The sequence below is a fragment of the Neisseria subflava genome (genome assembly GCF_005221305.1).
GTDB classification, from domain to species: Bacteria; Pseudomonadota; Gammaproteobacteria; order Burkholderiales; family Neisseriaceae; genus Neisseria; species Neisseria subflava.
Genome location: NZ_CP039887.1, coordinates 2,029,871 through 2,054,555 on the forward strand (window position 1 = coordinate 2,029,871; position 24,685 = coordinate 2,054,555).

The 24,685-nt window shown below is 51.7% G+C and carries 20 protein-coding genes; 6 read left to right on the plus strand and 14 right to left on the minus strand.

Annotated elements, in window-relative coordinates:
* Positions 1-6 precede the first annotated feature (6 nt).
* The 5 genes from FAH66_RS09920 to FAH66_RS09945 form a co-directional block, all read right to left on the minus strand.
* A complete protein-coding gene (locus FAH66_RS09920; RefSeq protein ID WP_137041458.1) occupies positions 7-1,002 on the minus strand; it encodes a S49 family peptidase in 996 nt (331 codons plus the stop codon).
* Between the two features lie 54 nt (positions 1,003-1,056).
* Positions 1,057-2,079, minus strand: a complete 1,023-nt coding sequence (locus FAH66_RS09925; RefSeq protein WP_137041459.1) for a lysozyme inhibitor LprI family protein — start codon at positions 2,077-2,079, stop codon at positions 1,057-1,059.
* A gap of 105 nt (positions 2,080-2,184) precedes the next feature.
* On the minus strand, positions 2,185-3,399 hold the full coding sequence (gene gltS / locus FAH66_RS09930) for a sodium/glutamate symporter (RefSeq protein WP_137041460.1): 1,215 nt from the start codon (positions 3,397-3,399) through the stop codon (positions 2,185-2,187).
* Between the two features lie 217 nt (positions 3,400-3,616).
* Positions 3,617-5,023 carry a tetratricopeptide repeat protein gene (locus FAH66_RS09940; protein WP_137041462.1) on the minus strand — a complete coding sequence of 469 codons (1,407 nt, stop codon included), beginning with the start codon at positions 5,021-5,023 and terminating at the stop codon, positions 3,617-3,619.
* A 354-nt stretch (positions 5,024-5,377) separates the two neighbouring features.
* Positions 5,378-6,184: an integrase core domain-containing protein gene (locus FAH66_RS09945; protein WP_137041463.1), complete on the minus strand. Its 807-nt coding sequence runs from the start codon at positions 6,182-6,184 to the stop codon at positions 5,378-5,380.
* Between the two features lie 279 nt (positions 6,185-6,463).
* Here FAH66_RS09945 and FAH66_RS09950 point away from each other — a divergent pair, with 279 nt between their 5' ends.
* From FAH66_RS09950 to FAH66_RS09965, 4 genes are all read left to right on the plus strand, one after another.
* Complete coding sequence (locus FAH66_RS09950; protein ID WP_036472233.1) at positions 6,464-6,751, plus strand: ComEA family DNA-binding protein; 288 nt, start codon at positions 6,464-6,466, stop codon at positions 6,749-6,751.
* A gap of 183 nt (positions 6,752-6,934) precedes the next feature.
* Positions 6,935-7,429 (plus strand): type IV pilin protein, encoded by a 495-nt coding sequence (locus tag FAH66_RS09955; protein ID WP_167480347.1) that lies wholly within the window; start codon positions 6,935-6,937, stop codon positions 7,427-7,429.
* Between the two features lie 254 nt (positions 7,430-7,683).
* Entirely contained in the window at positions 7,684-9,708 is a 2,025-nt protein-coding gene (gene uvrB, locus FAH66_RS09960) for an excinuclease ABC subunit UvrB (RefSeq protein WP_137041464.1), read from the plus strand.
* 45 nt (positions 9,709-9,753) lie between these two features.
* Positions 9,754-10,389 carry a HEPN domain-containing protein gene (locus FAH66_RS09965; protein ID WP_039405269.1) on the plus strand — a complete coding sequence of 212 codons (636 nt, stop codon included), beginning with the start codon at positions 9,754-9,756 and terminating at the stop codon, positions 10,387-10,389.
* Between the two features lie 248 nt (positions 10,390-10,637).
* Here FAH66_RS09965 and xth read toward each other — a convergent pair whose 3' ends face one another.
* The 4 genes from xth to FAH66_RS09990 form a co-directional block, all read right to left on the minus strand.
* Entirely contained in the window at positions 10,638-11,408 is a 771-nt protein-coding gene (xth, locus tag FAH66_RS09970; RefSeq protein WP_137041465.1) for an exodeoxyribonuclease III, read from the minus strand.
* Positions 11,409-11,575: 167 nt separating this feature from the next.
* Positions 11,576-11,854, minus strand: coding sequence for an ArsR/SmtB family transcription factor (locus FAH66_RS09980; protein ID WP_137041466.1), 279 nt, complete (start codon positions 11,852-11,854; stop codon positions 11,576-11,578).
* 415 nt (positions 11,855-12,269) lie between these two features.
* Complete coding sequence (locus FAH66_RS09985) at positions 12,270-14,051, minus strand: extracellular solute-binding protein (protein WP_137041467.1); 1,782 nt, start codon at positions 14,049-14,051, stop codon at positions 12,270-12,272.
* 99 nt (positions 14,052-14,150) lie between these two features.
* Positions 14,151-15,353: a YihY family inner membrane protein gene (locus tag FAH66_RS09990; RefSeq protein ID WP_137041468.1), complete on the minus strand. Its 1,203-nt coding sequence runs from the start codon at positions 15,351-15,353 to the stop codon at positions 14,151-14,153.
* Positions 15,354-15,452: 99 nt separating this feature from the next.
* Between FAH66_RS09990 and wrbA the strand changes: the two genes are divergently transcribed.
* Both wrbA and FAH66_RS10000 read left to right on the plus strand, forming a co-directional pair.
* Positions 15,453-16,058, plus strand: a complete 606-nt coding sequence (gene wrbA / locus FAH66_RS09995; protein ID WP_137041469.1) for an NAD(P)H:quinone oxidoreductase — start codon at positions 15,453-15,455, stop codon at positions 16,056-16,058.
* Positions 16,059-16,268: 210 nt separating this feature from the next.
* Positions 16,269-18,455, plus strand: coding sequence for a TonB-dependent siderophore receptor (locus FAH66_RS10000; protein WP_137041470.1), 2,187 nt, complete (start codon positions 16,269-16,271; stop codon positions 18,453-18,455).
* 189 nt (positions 18,456-18,644) lie between these two features.
* Here the strand turns inward: FAH66_RS10000 and aroG are convergent, their stop codons facing one another.
* From aroG to FAH66_RS10030, 5 genes are all read right to left on the minus strand, one after another.
* The gene (gene aroG / locus FAH66_RS10005; protein WP_137041471.1) at positions 18,645-19,688 is read right to left on the minus strand and encodes a 3-deoxy-7-phosphoheptulonate synthase AroG; all 1,044 of its coding nucleotides are present in this window, start codon (positions 19,686-19,688) and stop codon (positions 18,645-18,647) included.
* Between the two features lie 293 nt (positions 19,689-19,981).
* Entirely contained in the window at positions 19,982-21,478 is a 1,497-nt protein-coding gene (locus FAH66_RS10015; RefSeq protein ID WP_208648102.1) for a subtype B tannase, read from the minus strand.
* A 291-nt stretch (positions 21,479-21,769) separates the two neighbouring features.
* The gene (locus FAH66_RS10020) at positions 21,770-23,245 is read right to left on the minus strand and encodes a surface lipoprotein assembly modifier (protein WP_167480337.1); all 1,476 of its coding nucleotides are present in this window, start codon (positions 23,243-23,245) and stop codon (positions 21,770-21,772) included.
* 162 nt (positions 23,246-23,407) lie between these two features.
* Positions 23,408-23,773: a hypothetical protein gene (locus FAH66_RS10025; RefSeq protein WP_137041474.1), complete on the minus strand. Its 366-nt coding sequence runs from the start codon at positions 23,771-23,773 to the stop codon at positions 23,408-23,410.
* A 172-nt stretch (positions 23,774-23,945) separates the two neighbouring features.
* Positions 23,946-24,668, minus strand: coding sequence for a M48 family metallopeptidase (locus FAH66_RS10030; RefSeq protein WP_372512641.1), 723 nt, complete (start codon positions 24,666-24,668; stop codon positions 23,946-23,948).
* Positions 24,669-24,685 lie beyond the last annotated feature (17 nt).

Sequence of the window (24,685 nt, forward strand, 5' to 3'; positions counted from 1 at the left end):
TTTGGTTTACCAAATTTCAGACAAAGTTTCTTTGACTTTGGCCTTCACTTCCGCACCGAAGCGGCGGCTGAGCATTTTGCTGAAATCGTCTTGCGGCGTGTAGTTGACCAGCTCGGGGGCTTTGACAACATCGCGGGCAACGCTGTAAATGCTGCCGAAGTCGTCAATCAGGCCGACCTGTTTGGCTTCTTTGCCGGTGTAGATGCGGCCGCTGAAAACGTCGGGATACTGTTTGTCTTTCAACCTTGCGCCGCGACCGAGTTTGACGGCTTTGATGAATTCTTGGTGGATATCGCCCAACATGCTTTCCCAAATTTGGGTTTGTGCCGGTGTTTCAGGCGTGAAAGGGTCTCCCATGCCTTTGTTGCTGCCGGCGGTTTTCAGACGGCGTTTGACACCGGCTTTGTCCATCAGGCCGGTAAAGTCGAAACCGCCGCCGATCACGCCGATGCTGCCGACAATGCTGGAAGGGTCGGCGTAAATTTTGTCGGCTGCGGCGGCAATGTAGTAGCAGCCGGAAGCGCACATATCTTCGGCAACGAGGTAAACAGGGATGTCTTTGTGTTCGGCTTTGAGGCGGCGGACTTCGTTAAAGGCCGTGTTGGACACGACAGGCGAACCGCCGGGGCTGTTGGCGCGGATGATGATGGCTTTGGCGTTGCCGTTGTTGTAGGCGGCTTCCATGCTGTCGCGCAGGATTTGGACTTGGTCGTCGATGTCGTTGCCGATTTCGCCGGTCAGGTCGATAACGGCGGTGTGTTCGCTGCGGGCATGGATACTTGTGGTTTTTCCTTCTTCTTCTGCGAAGCCGAAGATCAGGCTGAGGAAGATGAGGACGGCGACGCCGCGCCAGATATTGCGCCAAATGCGGGCGCGGCGCTGTTCTTGGTAGGCGGCGAGGAGGACTTCGCGCAGGGTGTTGCGCTCCCAGTTGTCGACGGGTGTGGAGGCTGAAGATGGTGTGTTTTGGGCGTCGCCTTCACGGTGGATTCGGTATTGCATGATGTGATGTGCTTTCTTGTAGGCAGTCTGAATGTTCAGACGGCCTTATTGGTTTTAGTTGATGGAATAGCCGCGCAGGTATTGTGTACGTTCGCGGGTCATGCGGGTTTCACATTGTAAGCGCAGATATTCTGCTTGCGCAGCGTTGTCTGCGGACGCGGCGGCTTGTTGGCAGTTAAGTTTTTTGCTTTGAATCCAGGCGCGTTGTTCGCCGAGGATTTGTTGTTTGACATCGCTGTCCATGCCGCCCCAAAGGTCGTTGATCTCGCCGTCTGCCTGACGGTTTTGCGCACGCGCGTTGTCGAGTTCGCTTTGGCTGAGGCCGGGCAGCTCGTTGCGCGGGGTTTCACGGTCAGGGCGTAGGACTTCGTAGTCTGAATTGTCATCATCATCGGTCAAGCCGATGGCTTGGCTGGCGGCGTTGTTTTCCAGGATGTCTTGCGGATCAACAGTCGGCGGCTCTTCCGTATTTTGATTTTGCAGCAGCTTGATGGCCTGCTCTTTGGATACAGGCTTGCCGTCTATCATGACGATGCTTTTTACGCCGTAGGGCAGCAGGGTGGCGGAAAGGGTTTGGGCCGTGGTGCTCAGGGTGTTGTCTTCGAGAACCGGTTTGCCGTCTTTGTCGGGGGTGTAGAGCAGAGTGGTGCTGAACGTGTTGTTTTCAAAAGTCAGGTTGCTGCCCATCAGTTTTTGTTCGAGCATGTCGGACAACGGGGTGTTGCCGTAAATCAGCGGGCTATTGTCTATGGCCGTTTTGAGGATGGTGTCGGGAATGCGGATTTTGAGATTGGCGCGGCAGATGGCTTTGCCGTTGTCTTCGGTTTCTTTGGGGTCTTCAAGCAGGGTTTCTAATTCGAGGCCGGCGGCGATGATTTTATCGGCATCGACGAATTGGCGGTTGTCATTGCGGGCAAAGGAACGCGCTTGTTGTTTGAGGGTGTCTTCGATGGTGGTACGGATGTTTTGCAGTGTGGCCGGTTGGGCGCAATCAAGCGCGGCTTTCGGCTCTTCTTTGCTGCATGCGGCAAGAAGAATCGTGCTTAAAATCAATACGGAAGCGGTTTTTTTGTACATAGGTACTCCTGAAGATGACGGCCTTTCAGACGGCCTGACGTGCCTATCATAACAAAAGCACTTGCAGCAAGTAAATGCGGCAAGTGCTTTTCTATGTCAGACGTATCAGCCTTTGATGACGCTGACAAAGCCGGAGAGGATGGCGGCGTTGAGTAAGTCAACGAAGAAGGCGCCGACCATAGGTACAATCAGGAAGGCTTTGTGCGACGGGCCGAAAGTTTGGGTAATGGACTGCATGTTGGCAACGGCGGTCGGGGTGGCACCCAAACCGAAGCCGCAGTGGCCTGCCGCCAATACGGCAGCGTCGTAGTCGCGACCCATGAAGACGTAGGTAACGAACGTAGCGTACAGAATCATCACGACGGTTTGTACGGCCAAGATGATGGTCACAGGGCCTGCCAGACCGGTCAACTCCCACAGTTTCAGATTCAGAAGAGCCATGGCAAGGAAGAGCGACAGGGAGGCGTTACCGAATACGTCGATGGCGCGGTCGAACATATTGACTTTGAAGGTTGCAGTCAGGACGTTGCGGATGACCACACCTGCAAACAGACACCATACGAATTTAGGCAGGTCGAAGAAGGCTTTGTCGTAGCCGTCGACGATTTCGGCAAAAGCCAAACATGCGGCAAACATCGCGAGCGTTTCGACAGCGGAGTCAGCCGTAATCAGGCGTGTACGTTGTGCTTTTTCGAAGATGTCGTCGGCAACATCGTTGTCGTCGGATTTGGCAGTTTTGACGACAGGTTTACGACTCATTTTGTTGATCAGACGGCGTGCAACAGGACCGCCGATCAAACCGCCGAATACCAGGCCGAATGTTGCAGAAGCCATACCCAAACCGGTTGCGCCGGTCAGACCGAATTTGCTTTCAAAGTCAGGACCCCATGCGCCGGCTGTACCGTGACCACCGGTCAGGGTAATCGAACCGGTAATCAGGCCAATCAGTGGATCCAAGCCCAATGCGCTCGCCAAGCCGACACCGACGAAGTTTTGGACGATGATGAATGCACCCACCACGGCGGTAAAGATAACCAAAGGCAAACCGCCCGCTTTCAAACGGGAGAAGTCGGCGCTCAAACCGATGGATGTAAAGAAGATAAGCATGAACGCATCTTGCAGCGGTTTTTCAAATTTGAAGCTGACGCCGTAGGCTTCATGCAGGGCGAACAGGACGATAGCGGCAACCAAACCGCCGGCGACCGGCTCGGGAATATTGAAGTCTCTTAAGAATTTGATTTTTTGAACCAGAAATTTACCAACCAGCAACACGAGCGTGGCGGCAATCAGTGTGTAATAACTGTTGAATTCCCATTCCATGTTGTTTCACCTCCTAGAAATGTTTTTCCGAGCATCCGTTTTTGTTCCGGATGTAGTGTGTTTCAACGCTCGGCGTTATCCGCCGAGTGTCATGGTATTGATGCGCGGACAAGGTGTTTTCAGAAAGAAATGAAAACGATGACGTGTCCGTGAAAAATAACTGGCAAATATTAGGGGAATAGTTAAAGTTTGTCAAAAAATGCGTGTGTAAATCTTTTCAGACGGCCTTTTGTCCGATGGCATGATGTGCTTCGCGGCGCCACTGTTCTAATAGGGATGTTAATGATTCGGCCGAAGTGTGGCCGTTGCTGATGGCGGCCTGCAGCCAGTAGCAGGCGGTCGGAACATGACAGCCGACACCTTGTCCGTGATAGTAAAAACAGGCGAGGTGGTATTGTGCTGAAGGATGGTTTTGTTCGGCAGCGATGGTGTACCAGTGTGCAGCCGCCCGAGGATCTTGCGCCGTACCGAGGCCGTAATGGTAGATGCGGCCTAAGGCTGCCGCCGCGTTTTTATGGTGGAACTCGGCAGCTTCCATGTAATTTTTGCGCGCGGCATTATAGTCGGCGGGACGGCCGATGGCATTGGCTTGTGCTTCCGCCAAACGGTATGTGGTTTCGGTTTGTTGTTGTTGCAGGGCGGTAGTTTTGATTTGTTCGTATTGTTGCGGATGGTACAGCGCGGCGTCGCTGATGAGTTTTTGTGCTGCGGCGGCAGAACCCAGTGCGGCTGCACGGTGGTAGTAATCGTGTGCGATATGGTTGTCGGCTTTGATGCCGAGGCCGTAGCGGTAGAGGTCGCCCATGATTTTCAGTGCTTCGGAATGGTTTTTCTCGGCGGCGGCTTTGGCATAGCGCGCCGCTTGGAATGGGTCGCGTTCGGAAAGTTCGCCGGTCAGGGCGTATTGGGCCAGCTTGGCCTGTGCTTCCGCCTGCTCCTTATCGGCGGCACGACGATACCATTCTAAGGCTTCGGGTTTGCGTTGGGCGGCAAGGAGGTCGGCCAGCAGGATTTGTGCGGCGATGTGGCCGGCTTGCGCGGCTTGTTTGAGATATTGTTCGGCTTGTGCGTGGTTTGGGTTGATACCTGTACCGTAGAAGTAAATTTGACCGAGTTGCCAGCAGGCGGCATTCACGCCGAGCGCGGCCGCTTTTTCGTATTGTTCAATGGCTGTTTCAATGTCGCCTTGTCGTTGATGATGGCGTGCCAGATGGTAATATGCAGGCGCGGCATATCGGGCAGCGGCAAGCTCCGCCCAGTAGAGGGATTGTGGATCGTTGCGCTGCGCGTGGTAGCGCATGAGGATTAATTGGGCTTCGAGGTGACCTTGCTCACCCAGCCAGGCGTAGTCGTTGAGAAGCTGTCCGGTTGGAGTGCCGTTGTGTTCGCGTTGTTGCAGTAGGATAAAGAGTGCCTTGGGATGGCGTTGGGCCGCGGCGGCTTCCAGCCATGGAAGTGCCTGCTCCGGATGACCGTTTTGCAGCAGATGGTCGCCCAATACAAAAGCAGCTTCCGTATATCCCTGCTCTGCGGCCTGTTGCAGCAGGGGCAGGGCTTGGGCGGTATTGGATTGTTCCAAAAGGGCGGCGGCTTGCCGGTAGAGGATATCAGGAGCGGCGGTCATGGTTTGCGGGCGGATATAAAGTGGAAGACGGATGCTGCGGCATATGGGCGGCGATACCGGTTGAGGGCTTTGTAAAAATATTGCTCGGCATAGTTTTGTAGAGTGTATTGCCTTGCTGGCTTATCTTTAGGATGCTTGGCTTGTTATATTGTTTTGCCTGGGGGTACATCCATATTTTGTGCGTTACAAAGGGCTCAGGTTGAGTCGGTATGCGCTCATGACAGTTCGGTCATTATACTGTTTTTGTAATTTATTGTTAATGATAAATGCAGGTTTTTGTGTTTTATTTACATGGCAGTAGCTAAGGTATTGATTGCTTCAGGCCGTCTGAAATGTAGGAAAACGTTGCGTTGTTTACACCACAGGTTGAGAAAAATAAGCCTGCAAGACCTCAAACGGCGTATCGCCGTTCAAACTGCGGTGCGGCTTCACAGTGTTATAGAAATTAACAAAGCGGCACAACTCCTTTCGCCGGTGTTCCGGACTGTCAAACAACTGTTTCCCATGCCACATCTCCATCAGGGTGCGGATAACCCGTTCCGCCTTACCGTTGGTCTGCGGACGGGCAACCCGGGTAAACTTTTGACCAATCCCGTTCTCATAACAGGCTACACCGAAAGCATGGTTGGCCGAGCCTTTATATTCCGTACCGTTGTCGGAGTAAACGCACTCAATCAGGTATGGACAGGGATCAATCAGGTGTCCAGTCAGAAACTTGGCGGCACTGTCTGCAGTTTTGTCCGGCAAAATGGCGGAGTATAGCTCCCTTGAGAAATCGTCGATGGCGACAAACAGGTAATCCCGATTATCGGTGGCTTTCTGCCCTTTGAGCAGCGGCAGCCGTTTGGTATCGAGATGTACCAGCTCTCCGGGGTAGGATTTATTGTAGCGTTTGGCCTGCCTTTTGAGTTTTTCCTGAATGCCGCGTTCTACCTTGGACAGGCGTTTCATTCCGTACTTTGCCTGTTTGAAACGGTTGTTGGTACTGGTTTGGGGTTTGAGCAGTCTGCCCCTTGCGGCTTTAAGTGCGCGGTAAATGGTGACGCGGCTGACTTGGTAGCGGCGTGCCAGGGAGGTTACGCTTTCCTTCCCCTGCGTGTAGGCCAGCCAAATGGCTTGGCGGTGGTGCGGGGTGAGACGGGTGTTTTTGTGCATGTTCATGTTTCAGTATTCTCCTGGAAATACTGTAAACAACGCTACTAGTTTCTACAGATATGTATGATTACCCTGTTGTTATTCTTGAACAAAAGTACCGAGATTTACGGTTAACTGTTTGGAATATTTGAAATCAAACGATATTTGCGTTAATATGGCGTAAGCATTTATGTGGGTATGGGCTGTTGCCCTATCTGCGTATGTGACAGTGTTTACCGCTTGGAATAAAACCATTCTGTAGACTTCCTGACTGATTCAATCAAACACGTTATGGGAAAAAATCTGATGAAGAAATTTTTATTTGGTGCATTTGCCGCCGTCTGTGCGGCGTTCTCTTTGGCTGCCGTGAACATCAATACCGCGTCTTCTGCCGAACTGGAGGCCTTGCCGGGTATCGGCCCGGCTAAGGCGAAATCGATTGTGGAATACCGTCAGAAGAACGGTGCGTTCAAATCGGTGGAGGAGCTGAAAAACGTGAAGGGCATCGGTGATGCGGTGCTGAACAAGTTGAAGGCGGAGGCGACGGTTTCTTCTGCCGCGCCTAAGGCCGCACAGCCTGCCGTGAAAAAATAACCTGACGGTTAACTGCCGTATACGCCGCCCTGATGCCGAACCGTTTGCCGGTTCGGGCTGACGGGCGGCTTTGTATGGGGCCGGGAATGAAGACCTGGACAAATGGAGACTTTACATTGAGTAAAGGGATAAATGGATAGCCTCTTGTCGGATGAGGATATAAAAGATAAAGGAAATAAAGAGATGTACTTAAATGTATTTGATGGAAAACGGAATAGGGCAACTGTGCAGAGGGGCTACTCTTTGATACAGCTGTTGGTGGTGATATTGGTGGCTTCGATATTGGCGACGGTGGCATTTACGGCCTACCGGGAATCGGTCCGCTCGGCCAACCTGCGTGCGGCGCATGCCGCCCTGCTGGAAAATGCGCGCTTTATGGAGCAGTTCTATACGAAAAAGGGCAGCTTTAAGCTGACGTCGACGAAGTGGCCGGAGCTGCCGGTGAAGGAGGCGGGTGGTTTCTGCATCAGGATGAGCGGTCAGGCTAAGGGGATCTTGGAGGGGAAGTTTACCCTGAAGGCGGTGGCGTTGGACAGGGAGGCGGAGCCGAGGGTGTTGCGCTTGAACGAGTCGCTGACGGCGGTGGTGTGCGAGAAGATGAAGGGGAAGGGCAGCTGTATGGACGGCGAGGAGATATTTAGGGGCAATGATGCGGAGTGTCGGCCTTTTACGGGGTAGAAACCTGATCGAAAGGGAGGATGCGGATAAAGAAAAAGGACGTGCACAGGCACGTCCTTTGGTGAATGAAGATGGATTATTCGCTCCAGCTGACCCAGCCCAGCATCCAAGTATTGTTCCTGCTAACACAACCAATCTCAGTTAGCTAAGGAAGGAGATGAAATATTTAGTCTTGTCAGATTGGCACACTATCAATTTTCAGACGGCCCTTTGTTATAATCCTCTCTTTACATGAACATAAAACAGGCCGTCTTATGGAAGTCATCCAATACCCCGATTCCCCCTTCAAACTCCACCAGCCCTTCCCACCTGCCGGCGACCAGCCCACCGCCATTGCCGGCCTGCTCGAAGGACTTTCAGACGGCCTTGCCTACCAAACCCTGCTCGGCGTAACCGGTTCGGGAAAAACTTATACCATGGCGAATGTTATCGCCCAAAGCGGCCGACCCGCCATCATCATGGCGCACAACAAAACCCTTGCCGCCCAGCTCTATGCCGAAATGCGCGAGTTTTTCCCCGAAAACGCGGTGGAATATTTCGTCTCCTACTACGACTATTACCAACCCGAAGCCTATGTGCCCAGCCGCGATTTGTTCATCGAAAAAGACAGCGCAATCAACGAACACATCGAACAAATGCGCCTTTCCGCCACCAAAAACCTGATGACGCGCGACGACGTGATTATTGTCGCTACCGTGTCCGCCATTTACGGTATCGGCGACCCGACCGAGTATCAACAAATGGTGTTGTCCGTCAAAGAAGGCGACACCATCGAGCAGCGCGACATCATCGCCACGCTCGTTTCCATGCAGTACGAACGCGGCGATTTGGACTTCAAACGCGGCAGCTTCCGCGTGCGCGGCGACGTGATTGACGTGTACCCCGCCGAAAGCTCCGAAAACGCCTTGCGCATCAGCCTGTTTGATGACGAAATCGACCGCCTCGATATGTTCGACCCGCTTTCAGGCAGCCTGCACCAACGCGTCGGCCGCTACACCGTCTTCCCGTCCAGCCACTACGTTACCCCGCGCGACACCGTCTTGCGCGCCTGCGAATCCATCAAAGAAGAACTGCGCGAACGCATCGAATTTTTCGCCCGCGAACAACGCCCCGTCGAACAACAGCGCATCGAACAACGCACCCGCTTCGACCTCGAAATGCTCTACGAAATGGGCTTCTGCAAAGGCATCGAAAACTACTCCCGCCACTTCTCCGGCAAAAAAGAAGGCGAACCGCCGCCCACGCTGATGGACTACCTGCCCGACAACGCCATCATGTTCATCGACGAAAGCCACGTTACCGTTACCCAAATCGGCGGCATGTACAAAGGCGACGCATCGCGCAAGCAAAACCTCGTCGACTACGGCTTCCGCCTACCTTCCGCCCGCGACAACCGTCCGCTCAAATTCCACGAATTTGAAAAAGTCATGCCGCAAACCGTCTTCGTTTCCGCCACCCCCGCCAAATACGAAGAAGAACACGCCGGGCAAGTGGTCGAACAAGTCGTCCGCCCCACCGGGTTGGTCGACCCCCAAATCATCATCCGCCCCGTCGCCACCCAAGTCGATGATTTAATGAGTGAAATCAACGACCGCATCCAAAAAGGCGAACGCGTGCTCGTTACCACCCTCACCAAACGCATGGCGGAGCAACTCACCGACTATTACAGCGAACTCGGCATCAAAGTGCGTTACCTGCACAGCGACATCGATACCGTCGAGCGCGTTGAAATCATTAGAGATTTGCGGCTCGGCCTGTTTGACGTACTCGTCGGCATCAACCTCTTGCGCGAAGGCTTGGACATCCCCGAAGTCTCCCTCGTCGCCATCCTCGACGCCGACAAAGAAGGCTTCCTGCGCTCCCACCGCAGCCTGATTCAAACCATAGGCCGCGCCGCGCGTAACGTGAACGGCGTCGCCATTCTGTACGCCGACAAAATCACCGACTCCATGAAAGCCGCCATCGACGAAACCGAACGCCGCCGAGAAAAACAGATTAAATTCAATGAAGAACACGGCATCGTACCGAAACAAATTAAAAAACAGGTCAAAGACATCATCGACGGCGTGTACCACGAAGAAGACGGCGGCAAAGGTCGTCTGAAAGGCAAAAACAAAGTTAAAGTCGGCGAAATCCACAACGAAGAAGACGCAATTAAAGAAATCGCCAAACTGGAAAAAGCCATGCAGCAGGCGGCTAGGGATTTGCAGTTTGAAGAGGCGGCTGTTCTTCGTGATAGAATTCGGGGGATTAAGGAAGGGTTGTTGTTTGGGGCGTAAAATTTATGCTTTTGATTTTATATAGTAATTATTGAGGTTTCAGTTATGTCCAATTTTGATGAAGTTGTTAGTACATATCAAAAAAATAAAGAGAGAGTAGAATCACTAATTCAGATTTATAAAAATCTAGGAACAGAAAAGAAAAAGGGGAGAAAGTCTGTTTTACATACAGATATATTACGTTCTTCAGTTGTATTTTTGCATGCATCTCTAGAAGAAGTAATGCGGGGTTTAGCAATTATTATATGGCCCACGAAAGATGCTAAATTTATTAATGATAGAGTGCCGTTATGGTCAGAGAAAAAAAAAGATAGATCTGATAAATTTTATTTAGGGGAATTACTTAATTTTGAACCTGACACAACAATTAGGGAGATAATCCAAGACTCTGTCAAACAATATATAGATTCAAAATTCACAATTAATAATGTTGGTCAACTAAAAAAAGAAATAACAGATTTAGAAATTTTTGTGAATATTTCTGACTCAGAAGCTCAAATATTAGAAGGTTTTTTTCAAAGAAGACATTCTATTGTCCATCATGCAGATAAAAATAATAATATTGGAGGAAGTGGAAACCATAGTACAAAAACAATTAAACCTAAGGATGTTGAGAAGTATATAACAGAAGTAGATAAGGTAATTCAGGCGTTATTTTGCGAAATGCAAAAGCAAGCGTAGCCCGTGTAAGCAAGCCGTAGCCTGCATGACCAACCGCGTGCGTGGCTGCACCACACACCCTACCTGCGGATGGCACAAACTTCAAAATCGAGGTGTAGGGCGTGTGCGGTACGCACGCACGCGTTTTTTGGTGTTCAAACCATTGTTTTAAATCTTCAGAAGACCTCAAACGTCGTCTGAAAACTTTTAGAATAAAGGCCGTCTGAAATCCAGTTTTCAGACGGCCTTATTTTTCTTAATTCAAAGTGTTAGCAGTCAAACTCTGCAATTACCGGCGCATGGTCACTGGGGCGTTCTTGGGCGCGGGTTTCTAGGTCGACGGTGACGTCGGTAAGGGTGGCGGCGAGTTCGGGGCTGGTGAGGATGTGGTCGATGCGCAGGCCGAGTTTGCGTTGGAACATTGCGCCGCGGTAGTCGAACCATGTGTAGAACGCGCCTTCGGGGTGGATTTTGCGCAGGCTGTCGGTCAGGCCGAGGTCGAGCAGGTTTTTAAACCATTGTCTTTCGATGGAGGAACAATGGATTTTTTCGTGCCATTTTTCGGGGTCGTAGCAGTCGGCATCTGCCGGGGCGATGTTGAAGTCGCCGAGCAGGACGAGTTTGGGGTGGACGGCCATTTCGGCACGGACGAACTCTGTCAATGCGGCAAACCATTGTTCTTTGTATTGGAATTTTGGGCTGTCCAGGGCTTCGCCGTTGACGCAATAGACGTTGATGACGCGCACGCCGTTGATGGTGGCGGCGATGACGCGGCGTTGCGGGTCGTCGGGTAGGGTGGGGAGGCCGCAATGTACGTCTTGCGGTGCGTGGCGGCTGATGATGGCGACGCCGTTGTAGGTTTTTTGGCCGCTCCAGACGCAATGCCAGCCCATCATTTGCAGGGCGGCGGCTGGGAATTTGTCTTGGTCGAGCTTGAGTTCTTGTAAGGCGAGTATGTCGGCTTGGTGGTCGGCCAGCCAGTTTTGTACTTGGGGCAGGCGGACGTTGAGGGAATTGACGTTCCAAGTGGCGATTTTCATAATGTTTCCGTGTGTGCTGTTGGGTGGGAAGGCGGCGGATGGCGCCTGTGGGCATGGACGGTATTGTATAGCGGATTGGTTTATTTTTCGATATGGGCTGAAAGGGGCAGGCCGTCTGAAAGCTGATGTTTCAGACGGCCTTGATGTTGTGATGTGGAATAATTTGTTTATTCGGCTGGGTCTTTGAGCGTGCGCAGGGTATTGAGGATGGTGGTGGCTTCTTCGGAGATGAGGCGGTATTCGATGATGCGGTGGTAGCGCGTGAAATCGATGATGCCTTCGGTGCGCAGGCGTGCGAGGTGGTTGGCGATGCCGGTCGGGGAGGAGTCGAGCGCCTGTGCCAGTTCGGTAATGCTGCGGTCGCCGTCAAGCAGCAGAAAAAGGATGGCCATGCGTTCGGGGTTGGCAATCAGTTTGAGAATGGTAGAGAGACGCTTGATTTCCATATTATTGTTCCTTTTGTCTATTATATGAATGCTTGATTTGGGTTAAATTTGGATGATTGTAGTTTTTATTAAGATTAACCTTATAATTCAAACTCTTACCTTGCAGTGTACACGGTTTTGTAAAATTTGAGGGCATTGTTTTGTAATTTTTTTGTTTATTTTCGATATCTTGCTTCGGTTGCGAAAATAGATTGAAAAGAGACGAAAAGGCCGTCTGAAATGTTCCGTTGCAGATGATTTTGCTGGCAGATGTTTCAGACGGCCTCTGTTTTGGCTTTAAGTTGTTTTTTCTTCTATGTTTGTTTGGAATCAGCCGATTGATTGTTTTTAAACAAACAACTAGGTTTTATGATTCTATGCTGAGTGCTACACGCCAAGGGCTTGTCAGACGCTTGGACGTGTTGTCGAAATGCGACTACTTTTTCTTCCAACCTGCGGTCATGGCGAAGGTGATGGGGTCGTAGTATTTCGGCAGCTTGGACGGAATGCCGACATCGTTACGGTACACGACGCGGTAGCGGTCGGCGAACCAGTTTGGAACGATGGTGTATTGGTGGCGGATCAGTCGGTCGAGCGCGCGCGAGGTGGTTTGCAGCTCTTGGCGGTTGGTAAAGCTGTTGAAATGGGTCAACAGTTTTTCAACCGCGGGATGACAGACGCCGGATAGGTTGCGGCTGCCTTCGGTTTTGGCGGCGGCGCAGCTGAAGTAGTCGTATTGTTCGTTGCCGGGGCTTTCGCTGTTGCCGTAGTAGCCTGTGGTCACGTCAAAATCGAAGTCGTTCATGCGTTTTTGGTATACAGCGGAATCGGCGGTGCGCACGTTCATGGTAATACCGATTTTGGCGAGGTCGCGTTGCCATTTTGCGGTAATGCGCTCGTAGTTTTTGCTTGGGGCAAGGAATTCAAAGGTCAGCGGTTTGCCTTGTTTGTCGACTGCTTTGCCGTTTTTGTATTGATAGCCGCCTTTTTCAAGCAGGGCGCGTGCTTTGAGCAGGTTCGGGCGCACGCCCAGTTTGGGGTCGGTAACCGGCGGCATAGGGACGTCTTGATCTAATACGCCGTCGGGCAGCTTGGTGCCCAATGATTTGAGCAATGCGGTTTCCGCGCTGTCAGGCTTGCCGGTTGCGGCCATGGTGCTGTTGGTGAAGAAGCTGTCGGTGCGGCGGTATGCGCCGTAGAAGATGCGGCTGTTGACGCTTTCGTAGTCGAAGCTTTCAATCAAGGCGCGGCGGACGTAAATATTGTCCAAGGGCTTGTGGCGCATATTGATGACAAAGCCTTGCATGCCGGCTGTGCTGTTTTGTACCCATTCGTGTTTGGACAGATTGCGTTTTTTGAGGACTTCGTCGGAGTAGGCTCGCGCCCAGTTGCGGGCGACGTTTTCTTGTACGAAGTCATATTGGCCGCCTTTCAGTCCTTCGATGCGGACAACTTCGTCTTTGACGTATTTGATACGGATGTGGTCGTAGTTGTAGCGGCCTTTGCGCACGGGCAGATTTTGCGCCCAGTAGTTTTTGTCACGGACAAACTCGCTGATGCGGCCGTTTTCGGCTTTAGCAAAACGGTAGGGGCCGGAGCCGATGGGCAGGCTGTTGGGTGCGGCTGCCAGGCCTTTGGGATAGCTTTTATGCGAGAAGACGGGCAGGCTGCCGAGAATCATGTGCAATTCTGAATTGCGCTGTTTGAAGCGGAACACGACGGTGCGGTCGTTGGGCGTTTCTACTTTGGCCACGTCGCTCCAGTAGAAGTGGTACATGGGGGCGGCGGCTTTGTCTTTGGTCAGGATGTTAAATGAAGCGGCAACGTCTTTGGCCAAAACGGGATCGCCGTTGTGGAATTTGGCTTTGGGGTTGATTTTGAAGGCAACGGAAAGGCCGTCCGGCGCCAGGGCGATGTCTTCGGCAATCAGGCCGTAAACGGCGTAAGGTTCGTCCATGCTTTGCTCGGTCAGGGTGTCGAGCGTCAGCATGCTGATGCCGTATTCGTGGTTGCCTTTGAGGGTAAAGGGGTTGAGCGTGTCAAAAGCACCGAGGAAAGGCGTGGTAAATGTGCCGCCTTTGGGAGCGTTGGGATTGACGTATTCGAAAGCGGTAAAGTTGGCCGGATATTTGGGTGGTTGGCCAAGGCCTACGCCGTGGGCGGCAAAGGCGGCAGATGGAATCAGACCGAGCAGAGAGAGTAGGGCTGGTGTTTTCATCTATTTATCCTTGTAGGTCGAATGTAGTATTCAGTAGTGTGCCGATTATAGCAAAGGCCGCCTGAAACTTGATATTTTTGGTTTCAGACGGCGTTAGGTTTAAGAGGACTGTTTTTTCGTATGGGCGCTGAACTCGGCCAGCGTCATGTTCAAGGTTTCCAAACAGGGCTGCATGATGTGGTCAACCGTTTGATTGACCTTGTCTTTATTAAGCGTTTGCGGACGGTAGACAAAGAGTTTGAACAGCTCCGCCAAGTCGATGGACTCCGCCCCCATTTTCAAGACCCAGCCCTGACGGCCGGAATAGACATAACCGTGTCGCGCCAGTTTTTCTAAAAGCTCGCCCAATTCGTCGAAGCCCATATTGATATGCCGTCTGAACTCCTGCACCGGCAATGCCTTGCCGTTTTGTTGGGCAGAATCGAGCAGCAGTAGGATTTTCAATACATCGTCAAAGCGTCCGCGCGCATCCAGACTGCGGCGGAACGCTTCGCCGCGCCAATAGGACAGGGACGAGGTCAAAACCGCGCCGCCCAATACCAGCGTCCACAACAGGTTGAGCCACAACAGGAAAAACGGTACTGCGGCAAATGCGCCGTAAATCGATTTGTAGCCGTCAAAGTTGCCCATGTACCAAGTGAACAAAAAGCGTGCCGTTTCCAAGCAAAACGCCGTTACGGCCGCGCCGACCAAAGCATGGCTGGCAGGCACGAAACGGTTGGGCACAAAGCGGTATAAGCCCCACAGCAGTACCGTAATAAATGAAACCGCGGTTATGACCCTCAGCCATTCCGAGCCACCCACTACTTGCACCTGACCGATTATGACTGACAGGCCCACGCCCAAAGACAAAGGCCCAAACGTCAGCAACGCCCAATACACCAAAAACTGCATCATCCAAGGCCGTTGCGAATTGACGCGCCAAATCCGGTTGAACGCATTGTCTATCGTCCGAATCAACATCAGCGAGGTGACGACCAACATCACACTACCGATCGCCGTCAGATTGGTGGCCTTATCGCGGAACGCATTGATGTAGTCGAACACCATGTCCGCGCCCTGCGGTACGATGGTGCGGTTGATAAAAGAGATAAACTCCCCCGACCATTGATCGAAAACAGGGAAGGCCGACGCGATGACGACCATCACCGTCAACACGGGCACCAAAGCCAAAAGTGTTGTAAACGTCATGCTTGCCGCCACCTGCGGCACGCGCTCCTCATCAAAACGGCGCACGACAAACCAAGCGAACGCCACGCCTTTACTCTTTAAAAAACCTTGCCACCATTGCGAAAACGGCATAACCTTTTCCCACTTCCAAATTGAAATTTTTTCTTCTCAGACGGCCTGAGTATTTAAAAGGTCGTCTGAAACCTGACAGCATTGTAACGGAAACCCCAAATGAACCCAAATCCCCTGAAAATCCTCGTCCTCTTTTATTCCCAAAACGGCAGTACGCGCAACCTTGCCCGCCAAATCGCACGCGGTATCGAAAGCGTGGATGGTTGCGAAGCCGTGTTGCGAACCGTTCCCAAAGTTTCCACCGTTTGCGAAGCCGTTGAAAAAGGCATTCCCTACGAAGGCGCGCCATACGCGACTGCCGACGACCTCAAAAATTGCGCCGGCCTCGCGCTCGGCAGCCCGACACGTTTCGGCAATATGGCCGCCGCAATGAAATACTTTATCGACGGCACCATTCCCCTTTGGCTCGGTGCAGAACTCGTCGGCAAACCTGCCACCGTATTCACCAGCACATCTTCGCTGCACGGCGGCCAAGAAAGCACCCTGCTGACCATGATGCTGCCCCTGCTGCACCACGGCATGGTCATCAGCGGCATCCCATATACCGAGTCCGCGCTCAGCAATACCCAAAGCGGCGGCACGCCTTACGGCGCAAGCCATGTTTCCGGCCACGACAGCAAGCCGGCATTGACTGCCGAAGAAAACGATATTGCCTTTGCACAAGGTAAGCGTTTGGCAGAGTTGGCACGAAAATTGGCAGACTGATTGCCTTGTAAAAAAAAGATTAAGGCCGTCTGAAAACCTGATGATACGGGTTTTCAGACGGCCTTTTTAGTTAATTATGATTAGTCTTAAAGAAATATTATTAATGAAACAAATGACTTAGAAAATAGTGATTGGAACATAGTTTCATCGGATTACATCTTTTTGATAGAATCTGCCACCAAATTGAAACATCAGCTAATTGGAGAGGCTATGTCACTACCTGTATTTCCCTATGGCAAATTAAGCTTTGCCGTCAGTCTGGCGCTGTGTTCGGCGTATTCTTTCGCGACCGAAGTAGAAAATACCCAGCCGCAAGAACGTGTCGATTTACCGACAGTTACCGTCCAAGGTGTCGGTAAACAGACTACTTCCAACTACACCATTCCCGCTTCCTCCGCCGCGACAGGCATCCGCCTGACCCAGCGTGAAACGCCGCAGTCCCTGTCTGTCGTAACGGCAAAACAAATCGAAGACCAAGGCTTGGACAGCCTGCAGGACGTATTGAAACAAACACCGGGCGTGTTCCACAGCAAAATGGGCAACAACGTATCCGGCCACAGCGAGTTTATTTCACGCAGTCAGGCGATTGACAGCATTTCCGTGGATGGTGCGCCTAAATTCCTTTACGACGGTAAAGCCATCCGCCGTGGCACCAACAATCTGGACAGCGCATTGTATGACCAAGTCGTCGTCGTGCGCGGCGCAAGCGGTTTATCCAACGGCGGTATGGGCGAGCCGGGCGGTACGGTTGCTTTGGAACGCAAAAAACCGACTGCCAAACCTGCCGTCAGCGTGGAAGCCGGTGTCGGTTCGTGGAACCACTACCGCTTCGTCCTTGATGGCAATCAGCCTTTAAATGCAGACAATACCTTGCGCGGCCGCGCTATTTTGGTCAGCGACCACGGCGGCGATTACCTGCCGAACACTTCGCGCCACAACCACACGTTCTACGGCATTCTCTCCTACGACTTCACCCCTCAGACCCAATGGAATATCGGTACGGAAATACACCGTTTCCGCAACAAGGGCAGCTCGCCTTTCAGCTATCTGACCGTGGCGGGAAACCCTGACAACAATCAACCTTTCAAACCGTTTGCAGCCTCACCGCGCAGCAATGCTTCGGCAAAATGGGCTTACGGTAAAGAAAACAGTGCGGAAATCTTCACCTCTGTCAATCATGAGTTTGAAAACGGTTGGGCTCTAAACGGCAACTACAGCCATACTTATGGAAAAAGTGATGCAGTTTCCGGTATAGCCGGTCCTTTTGTCATTTATCCGGACTATTCCGCTAAATTCTTTGCCGAGCGCGATCAAGCCAAGTACGCCGACCAAGATTTTTCTCTGAATTTAGACGGCGATTACCCGCTTTGGGGACGCAAACATGAATTCAATGCCGGCATCAGCTATCAGTACAATAAGGAAACTCCTTCATATTACGAAGAAAATGAAGATGAGATTGTCCCTGATTTGCGCCTTTTTGACGGAAATTTCACAAAACCGGCCATACCCTACATTCGCGACGGCTTTGCCCATATGAAAAACCTCTCTGTTTACGGTTCGACCCGTTTCAAACTGACTGACAGGCTGGCATTGATAGGCGGCGGACGGTTTGTCGATTGGCAATACCGCTACAGTTCCAATCGCAACAATTTTGCCGACAGCAGGCATAAAAACAAGGTATTTATCCCCTATTTGGGCGCAAGTTATGATTTAAACGACAATCTGACAGCCTACACCTCCTATACCACCATATTCCGCCCTCAAGTGCGTTACTTGACCAAAGACGGTACGGCACTCGAACCGCAACGTGGCAAAACATATGAACTCGGCTTAAAAGCCTCTTGGTTTGAAGGCCGTTTGAACGCTTCTGCATCCGCCTTTATGAACAAACGCGACCATTTGGGCGTGGTTGCAGGCAAATTCGCGAATGGTAAGCCATACTACCGTGCAACCGACAACACTACAACAAAAGGCATGGAACTCTCTGTCGGCGGCCGCCTAAGCGACAAATGGCTGCTCAATGCTTCTTATGCGTACTCCAAACTCAAAAACGATTCGGGCAATGTGGTCAACCCTTCTTATCCTAACCACCTTTTCAAACTCTTTACTGCGTATGACGTTACCGACCGTTTGAACTTGGGTGCAAACGTCAACTGGCAAAGCGGTACAAATGCAGTATCTGATGAATACCAGCCCCTCACCGTTGCCGGTAAAGAAGCACTGACCCAACGCCCATACGCTACGCTGGATTTGACTGCGCATTACAAAATCGGCAAATCCACCCGCATCGGTTTGGACTTTGAAAACGTATTCAACAAACGCTACCGCCCCATGCCGGATATTCACGTTTACGGCACGCCGCGTAGTGTGACTGCAACGGTTAAACATACGTTCTAATTGAAAAGAAAAATAGTGCAGGCTGTCTGAAAACCTGAGTGATCGGGTTTTCAGACGGCCTGAGTATTCTCTAACATATTGTTTTGATGTCAAACCTGACTAAAACTTGCTCGGTATCTTGAGCAAAGAAATCAAATGACAGACACAAAAAAGACCGGAACATATCCGGTCTTTTTAATGATTTCGCACTTACGCTTGGTAACCTTTCGCTTCGGCAAGCAGGGCCAGCAATTCTTCAGTCGTATCCCAACCGATGCAGGCATCCGTAATACTTTGACCGTAAACTTCAGGCTTGTCTTGGCGGCCTTCAACCAAGTGGCTTTCCACCATCACGCCCATGATGTTTTCTTCACCGGCTTTCAGCTGCGCCGCAACATCGCGCGCCACATCCATTTGTTTTCGGAAGTCTTTACGGCTGTTGGCATGGCTGCAGTCCACCATCAGTTTGCTGCTCACGCCGGCTTTTTGAAGCTGCACAACCGCGTCTTTAACGTGCTCCGCGCTGTAATTAGGCTCTTTACCGCCACGCAAAATCGCATGGCAGTCAGGGTTGCCGCTGGTGTGGACAATCGCGGAATGACCGGCTTTGGTTACAGACAAGAAGTGGTGCGGATGATTGGCGGCGCCGATGGCGTCTATGGCGATTTTCAGGTTGCCGTCCGTACCGTTTTTAAAACCGACAGGGCAGGAGAGGCCGCTGGCCAATTCGCGGTGTACCTGGCTTTCAGTCGTACGCGCACCAATCGCGCCCCAAGAAATCAGGTCGGCATAGTATTGTGGCGTAATCATGTCCAAGAATTCAGTCGAAGCAGGCATGCCCATTTCGTTCAAAGTCAGCAACAACTGACGCGCTTGGCGCAGGCCGTAGTTGATGTCAAACGTACCGTCCAAGTGCGGATCGTTAATCAAGCCTTTCCAGCCAACGGTTGTACGCGGTTTTTCAAAATACACGCGCATTACAATCAGCAGCTCTTTCTCATATTTTTTGCGCAAGGGCAGTAATTTTTGCGCATATTCAACCGCCGCCTTAGTATCGTGAATCGAACATGGGCCGATGATGACCAGCAAACGGTTGTCGCGGCCATGAACCAAATCCGCAATTTCATGACGTGTTTTATAAACCAAATTGGCAACCTGAGGCGTAACAGGCAGCTCATACAAATGTGCGATTGGAGGGAGTAACTCTTTGACTTCTTTAATCTTAATATCGTCGGTAGGGTGGTGTTGGGACATGATGGACTCTCTTGTTTATTTTTAATACAGGTTACAGGTTTTATCAGAATTAAACAAGGCTTGATTTTTTGTTTTAGCAATTTCATTCTAAAATTTCTTTATTTTAATTATTTTATAGAATTTAAAATTAGTTTATTTATAAAAATTAATATTTAATGCTATTAAAAAATTTCATTTACATAATAAGGGGCTTGGAGTTTTTATCAAAATACAGGCCGTCTGAAAATGTTCAGACGGCCTTTCTTTAATTAAAACGGGATACAAAATCTCATCTCAATCTATGTTGCGAACAATTATTTTGCAGAATTGCTGACCTGTTTCATCCAGGCAAACAGTTCGTCCAAGTCATAATCGCCGCCGTGTTCGACATCCCAAGGTAGGGCGTAGTCGACGGTTTGGCCGTTGTTTTGCAGTTTGGCGGCTAAGACGGCGGAGACTGCCAGTGAGGTGTCACGGTCGTTGGTGCCGACGCGGATACGCCAGTTTTGCGGCAGGTTTATGCCCGGTTTGCCGATGTAGTTGAGCGGGTTCATGATTTTGATGGTTTCTTCATCTGCGATTTCGGCGTTGGCGGCGGTGTTGTGTTGCATGGAGAACGCGGTGAAGTGGCGTTTATCGACGGTATTGGTGCCGAAGAGTTGGTTTTCGCCTGCGCTTAAATCTACGCCGTCAAAGGCAGGCGGTGTTTTTTGGCGGCCGGCGGCTTTGGCGTAGGCATCGAAATCAACGGAGACGACTTTGCCTTTGCGAATGGTCAGCCAAGTGCGGTCGCTCAGGTCTTTGCCTGCATCAAGCTGGGTTTGTGCGGATTTGGCAAGTAAACCGGCAATATGGTTTTTAAAGCTGCCGTTGCCTTGGGCATCCAACGTCAGGGGTTTGCCTTCGGGGGATTTCAGGTTCAGGCTGTTGAGGTATGCTGGGTATAAGGGTTTGAGGAGGTTGGACAGTTTTTTCTCGTCATCGGTCAGCGTGCCGGCGACCAGCTCGCGTTTGACATGGTAGTCGAGCATGGAAACGTTCATTTTTTTGTAGTCGTTAACGCCGTTGAACTGCCATTCATAAGCCATGTCGGCATGGTCCAAATCGGTAATCGGGCAGTAGGCGGATACGGCGAAAACTTTGTCGCTGCCGTCTGCCGCACCCAATGCTTTCAGATATTTTTCGTAATCTTTTTGGTCGGCTGTTGCGCCTAAGAGGGCGGACATCGCGCCGCCCGCGCTTGTGCCGTTGGAAATGATTTTTTTGGCATCGCCGGGCATGGCTTTGTCGTTGGCTTTCAGGTAACGGACGGCAGCTTTCAAATCGACAATGGCGGCGGGTGCTTTGCCGGTGGGTTCTGTCCGGCCGCGTGCGCCAGGGGAGGCGACGACGTAGCCTTTGGAGAGAGCAACCAGGGCGGCGTTGGGCGATTTTTGGCCGTCTTCAGGCTCGCCGCGTTTGCCTTCTAAAGCGGGTTTGCCGGGTTCGGCCGGCATATAGCCGCCGATTTGGTTGGGCAGGAAAATCGGTGCGGTTTCGGCGTTGAAACCGTCTATCTCGCCGCCGTTGTAATAGGCTTCGGGTACATAAATATTGATGATTTCGTAACGGGTATCGACAGGATTGCGGACGTACACCACGCCTTCGTAAGCGCGGAATTTGATGGCTTGACCGTTCACTTCGATGCTTTGTTCGGTGTATTTTTGTTTGGAGAAGTCTAGGTCGTAGGTGTCTGCGGTTTTGACGGAAGCGCAGGCGCTCAATCCCAGCGCGACAGAAACGGATAAGAGGGTTTTGTTCAGAGCATTCATCATCATACTTTCTGAAGAGGTGTGAACGGATATGATAACAAATACTAAGGCCGTCTGAAACGCTAAGTCGGGTTTCAGACGGCCTGATTTTTTTTGTAGCGTTATGTAGTGTTGTACGTTACGTTGTAAAGTAATCTAGGATTGGATTTATCTATTTGATAAATATGAATTTAATAAGGCGTTATGCCTTAAAAAATCTATTTATCCGGTATCTGTAAAAGTGTGAATCTGCCTTGTAAATCAGTATGCAGGACAGGCATTTTTGCTTTATCCACAGATTGGTTCTACTTGTCAGAACGTTTTGCTCAATTCTACAAACATTTTGGTTTTGCCGTATTCGTAGAACTTGTCGTTGCTCCATGTTTTGTTGTGGGCAATGGTCAGGCGCGGGGTGATGCCTTTGAAATGGAGGGCGCGGTGCCATACGCTCAGGGAGGCGGAGGCTTCTTTGTCGCGGCGGTTTTGTTCGTTGCTGAAGAAGCTGGGGGCTTGGTAACGGCGTTGGGCGGCGCTGAGGCGTAGGACGGTGGAGAGGCCTTTGGGCCATTCTTGTCCCCATGTGGTGCGCAGGGCGTAGCGGTTGAAGCTGTCGCTTTTGTCGTCGCGGTTGCGTTCGCGGTAGAGGTCGATACCGGCTACCCAGTATTGGCGCGCGTTGCGGTAGTACACGGTGGAGTTGCTGAGCAGTTGGCTGGTGTTGTTGGAACGCTCGCGGCGGTTGTTTTTCAGACGGCCTGCTTCAAATGCGCTGAGGGTTTGCAGCTTGGGTTGCCACCAATGGTTGTAGTGGAGGCGTGCGCCGTTGGTGTAGGTGTAGGGGTCGTTGCCGTAGAAGCGGTGCTCGTGGAACGGGGTAATGCCGATATCGTTGCGCTGGTCGGCATAGCCGATGCCTGCCGAGAAGCGTGTGGTGAGGTCGTTGTAGTTGGTGTGTTTGGGATAGATTTTGCCGTAATGGTCTGCGCCTGCCGTGGCATAGAAGCCGCGGGGCAGAGACCATTTTTTTTCTGCGCCGATTTGGTAGTGGATGGCGGTGGCATCGATGGGTTCGGGGAATGTCCAGCCTCGGAAGCAGTCGTCGTCGGGATAGATAAGGCGCACTGCGCGGCATTGTTCATCGCTCAGGTAGTTGCCCAGACGGCGTTGGCCGGGGGCTTGGTTGATGTTTTGTTCGCGCATGATGTTCAAGCCGGCATTGAATTGCCATGAGTCGCGTTCGCGTAGGGCTTTGCGGTAGGTTTCGATGCGCTCTTGCAAGGCAGGCGGGAGGGGCTCGGTTTGCAGTTTGTCGAACTGGTCGGCCGCGGCTTCGTTTTGTTTGTCTTCAAACAAGGCGGTCGCAAGCTGCCAGCGGACGGCGGAGGCATCGGGCTGCTCGGCGATAAAGCGGCGGTAATGGCCGATGGCTTCGGCGGCGCGCCCTTCGGATTGGGCAAGCAAACCTTTGGCATAGCGTGCCATGGCGCGGTCGTGTTCTGGCCATTGTTCGTAAATGGGCAAAACGGCTTTGATGCCGGGGATATTGTGGGCGACGACGGCGGAATACATAGCGCGTGCCAGTAATTCGGTGTTGGCAAGCAGGGTGTCGGCATCGACGTTGATGATTTTTTCAGACGGCCTGTTTGTCTGCTCGGCAGGAATGTTGTGCGTTTCGGGTTGTTGGGGTTCGGCAGTGTTGACTTGAAGCTCGGGTTTTACGTCAGGCGGCACATCGGCGGCGTGAAGGGAAAGGGGAAGGATGGCGAGGAGGAGCAGACGTTTTTTCATGGCAATGTTTGGGATGTTATCGGTATAAGTGGGCAGATTGTACAATGTTTTGAGTCGGAAATTTTACAAACCGAGTGCCATTATATCTGATAAAGACGACAAAAGGCCATCTGAAACCCGATGGGATTTCAGACGGCTTTTATTTGCGAGTCGGATTTAGTTTTAGTCCAAGTCCAAATCGGCTTTGTATTCGATACGGCCTTGGCCTTTGTCTTCGATGGAAACGTCCAGCTCTTGTTTGCCGCGTTTGAATTTCAGATCGGCATCGTCGTGTTTGATTTCAGACTCAACCACATGAAAACCTTTGCTGCGCGCGTGGGCGATCACTTTTTTGGCCAAGGAAGGAATGGAATTGCGTTGGCCGGAAAGTTCGGCTTCGTATTCAAATTCGCCGTTGCCTTGATGATCGGCTTTGATGGTGTGCGCGCCATCCGGACGGTAGATTTCGGAAGGCAGTGGGGAGGCGAATGCCGTGGCGGAGAAAAGAGCCAAAATGCCGGTGGCCAGTAACGATTTTGCTTTGGTCATCGGTTTTCCTTTCTGAAAAGGGTTTTGAGAACGACATCATCTTATCGGCAGGTATGAGGGGCGGCAAGCGGATAAACTTGATTTTACGCGCGGCTACATGATTTGTTTGGAGGGCGTTGGTTCTTTGCTTTGGGCTGGTGTTTGCTTGCAAAAAAATGCTGCCGGATAAGACTTAGCCGAGGTGGAACAATTCGCTGCCGTGCGCCTTCAGCCATTGTTCGGCTTGGTCGACATGCGGCGTGAGCGAGTGTGTCAGAGCCCAAAATGCAGGGCTGTGGTCGGGATGGCGCAGGTGGGCGAGTTCGTGCAGGCAGACGTAGTCGGCGACATATTCGGGCGCGCCGATGAGCCGCCAGTTGAGGCGGATGCCGGTGGTGTGGCGGCAAACGCCCCAGAAGGTTTTGGCGTTGGAAAGGGAAATGGCACTCGGGGTCAGGCGGATGGTTCGGATATGGCCTTCGAGGCGCGGCAGCAGATACTCGCGCGCACGCTCGTGTAGGAAACGGCGCAAATGGGTGAGTTGGGCGGCGTTTTCTTTTTCGGGCAACAGGATTTCAGACGGCCTGATTTGGATGTGGTTTGCTGCGTGGACGGACAAGGCCGTCTGAACGCCTTGATACCAAATCCATTCGGGAAGCGTGTCTGTAGGTGTTTGTCGGGCCGGTGTTTTGTTTAGGGTACGGCGCAGGATGGCTTCGTTGTCGTTCAGCCATTGGGTAAAGGTGCGCTGGGTAACAAACGGAGGGATATTGATGCTGACGGTATCGGCGGAAACGGGGCGCAAGATGAGGTTTTTCTTGGCACTGCGTTTGAGCTGGATATGAATGGTAAGGCCGTCTGAAAGGGTGTGGGTATGGAGGTGGGGCATGATATTGAGAAAAATATTGGACGGCATGATAAGGGCGGGTATAG

Bases quoted from the DNA above. Each gene is read 5' to 3' on its own strand.
- FAH66_RS09920 (WP_137041458.1), bottom strand. From the start codon at position 1,002: ATGCAATACCGAATCCACCGTGAAGGCGACGCCCAAAACACACCATCT.
- FAH66_RS09925 (WP_137041459.1), bottom strand. From the start codon at position 2,079: ATGTACAAAAAAACCGCTTCCGTATTGATTTTAAGCACGATTCTTCTT.
- gltS (WP_137041460.1), bottom strand. From the start codon at position 3,399: ATGGAATGGGAATTCAACAGTTATTACACACTGATTGCCGCCACGCTC.
- FAH66_RS09940 (WP_137041462.1), bottom strand. From the start codon at position 5,023: ATGACCGCCGCTCCTGATATCCTCTACCGGCAAGCCGCCGCCCTTTTG.
- FAH66_RS09945 (WP_137041463.1), bottom strand. From the start codon at position 6,184: ATGAACATGCACAAAAACACCCGTCTCACCCCGCACCACCGCCAAGCC.
- FAH66_RS09950 (WP_036472233.1), top strand. From the start codon at position 6,464: ATGAAGAAATTTTTATTTGGTGCATTTGCCGCCGTCTGTGCGGCGTTC.
- FAH66_RS09955 (WP_167480347.1), top strand. From the start codon at position 6,935: ATGTACTTAAATGTATTTGATGGAAAACGGAATAGGGCAACTGTGCAG.
- uvrB (WP_137041464.1), top strand. From the start codon at position 7,684: ATGGAAGTCATCCAATACCCCGATTCCCCCTTCAAACTCCACCAGCCC.
- FAH66_RS09965 (WP_039405269.1), top strand. From the start codon at position 9,754: ATGTCCAATTTTGATGAAGTTGTTAGTACATATCAAAAAAATAAAGAG.
- xth (WP_137041465.1), bottom strand. From the start codon at position 11,408: ATGAAAATCGCCACTTGGAACGTCAATTCCCTCAACGTCCGCCTGCCC.
- FAH66_RS09980 (WP_137041466.1), bottom strand. From the start codon at position 11,854: ATGGAAATCAAGCGTCTCTCTACCATTCTCAAACTGATTGCCAACCCC.
- FAH66_RS09985 (WP_137041467.1), bottom strand. From the start codon at position 14,051: ATGAAAACACCAGCCCTACTCTCTCTGCTCGGTCTGATTCCATCTGCC.
- FAH66_RS09990 (WP_137041468.1), bottom strand. From the start codon at position 15,353: ATGCCGTTTTCGCAATGGTGGCAAGGTTTTTTAAAGAGTAAAGGCGTG.
- wrbA (WP_137041469.1), top strand. From the start codon at position 15,453: ATGAACCCAAATCCCCTGAAAATCCTCGTCCTCTTTTATTCCCAAAAC.
- FAH66_RS10000 (WP_137041470.1), top strand. From the start codon at position 16,269: ATGTCACTACCTGTATTTCCCTATGGCAAATTAAGCTTTGCCGTCAGT.
- aroG (WP_137041471.1), bottom strand. From the start codon at position 19,688: ATGTCCCAACACCACCCTACCGACGATATTAAGATTAAAGAAGTCAAA.
- FAH66_RS10015 (WP_208648102.1), bottom strand. From the start codon at position 21,478: ATGAATGCTCTGAACAAAACCCTCTTATCCGTTTCTGTCGCGCTGGGA.
- FAH66_RS10020 (WP_167480337.1), bottom strand. From the start codon at position 23,245: ATGAAAAAACGTCTGCTCCTCCTCGCCATCCTTCCCCTTTCCCTTCAC.
- FAH66_RS10025 (WP_137041474.1), bottom strand. From the start codon at position 23,773: ATGACCAAAGCAAAATCGTTACTGGCCACCGGCATTTTGGCTCTTTTC.
- FAH66_RS10030 (WP_372512641.1), bottom strand. From the start codon at position 24,668: ATGCCGTCCAATATTTTTCTCAATATCATGCCCCACCTCCATACCCAC.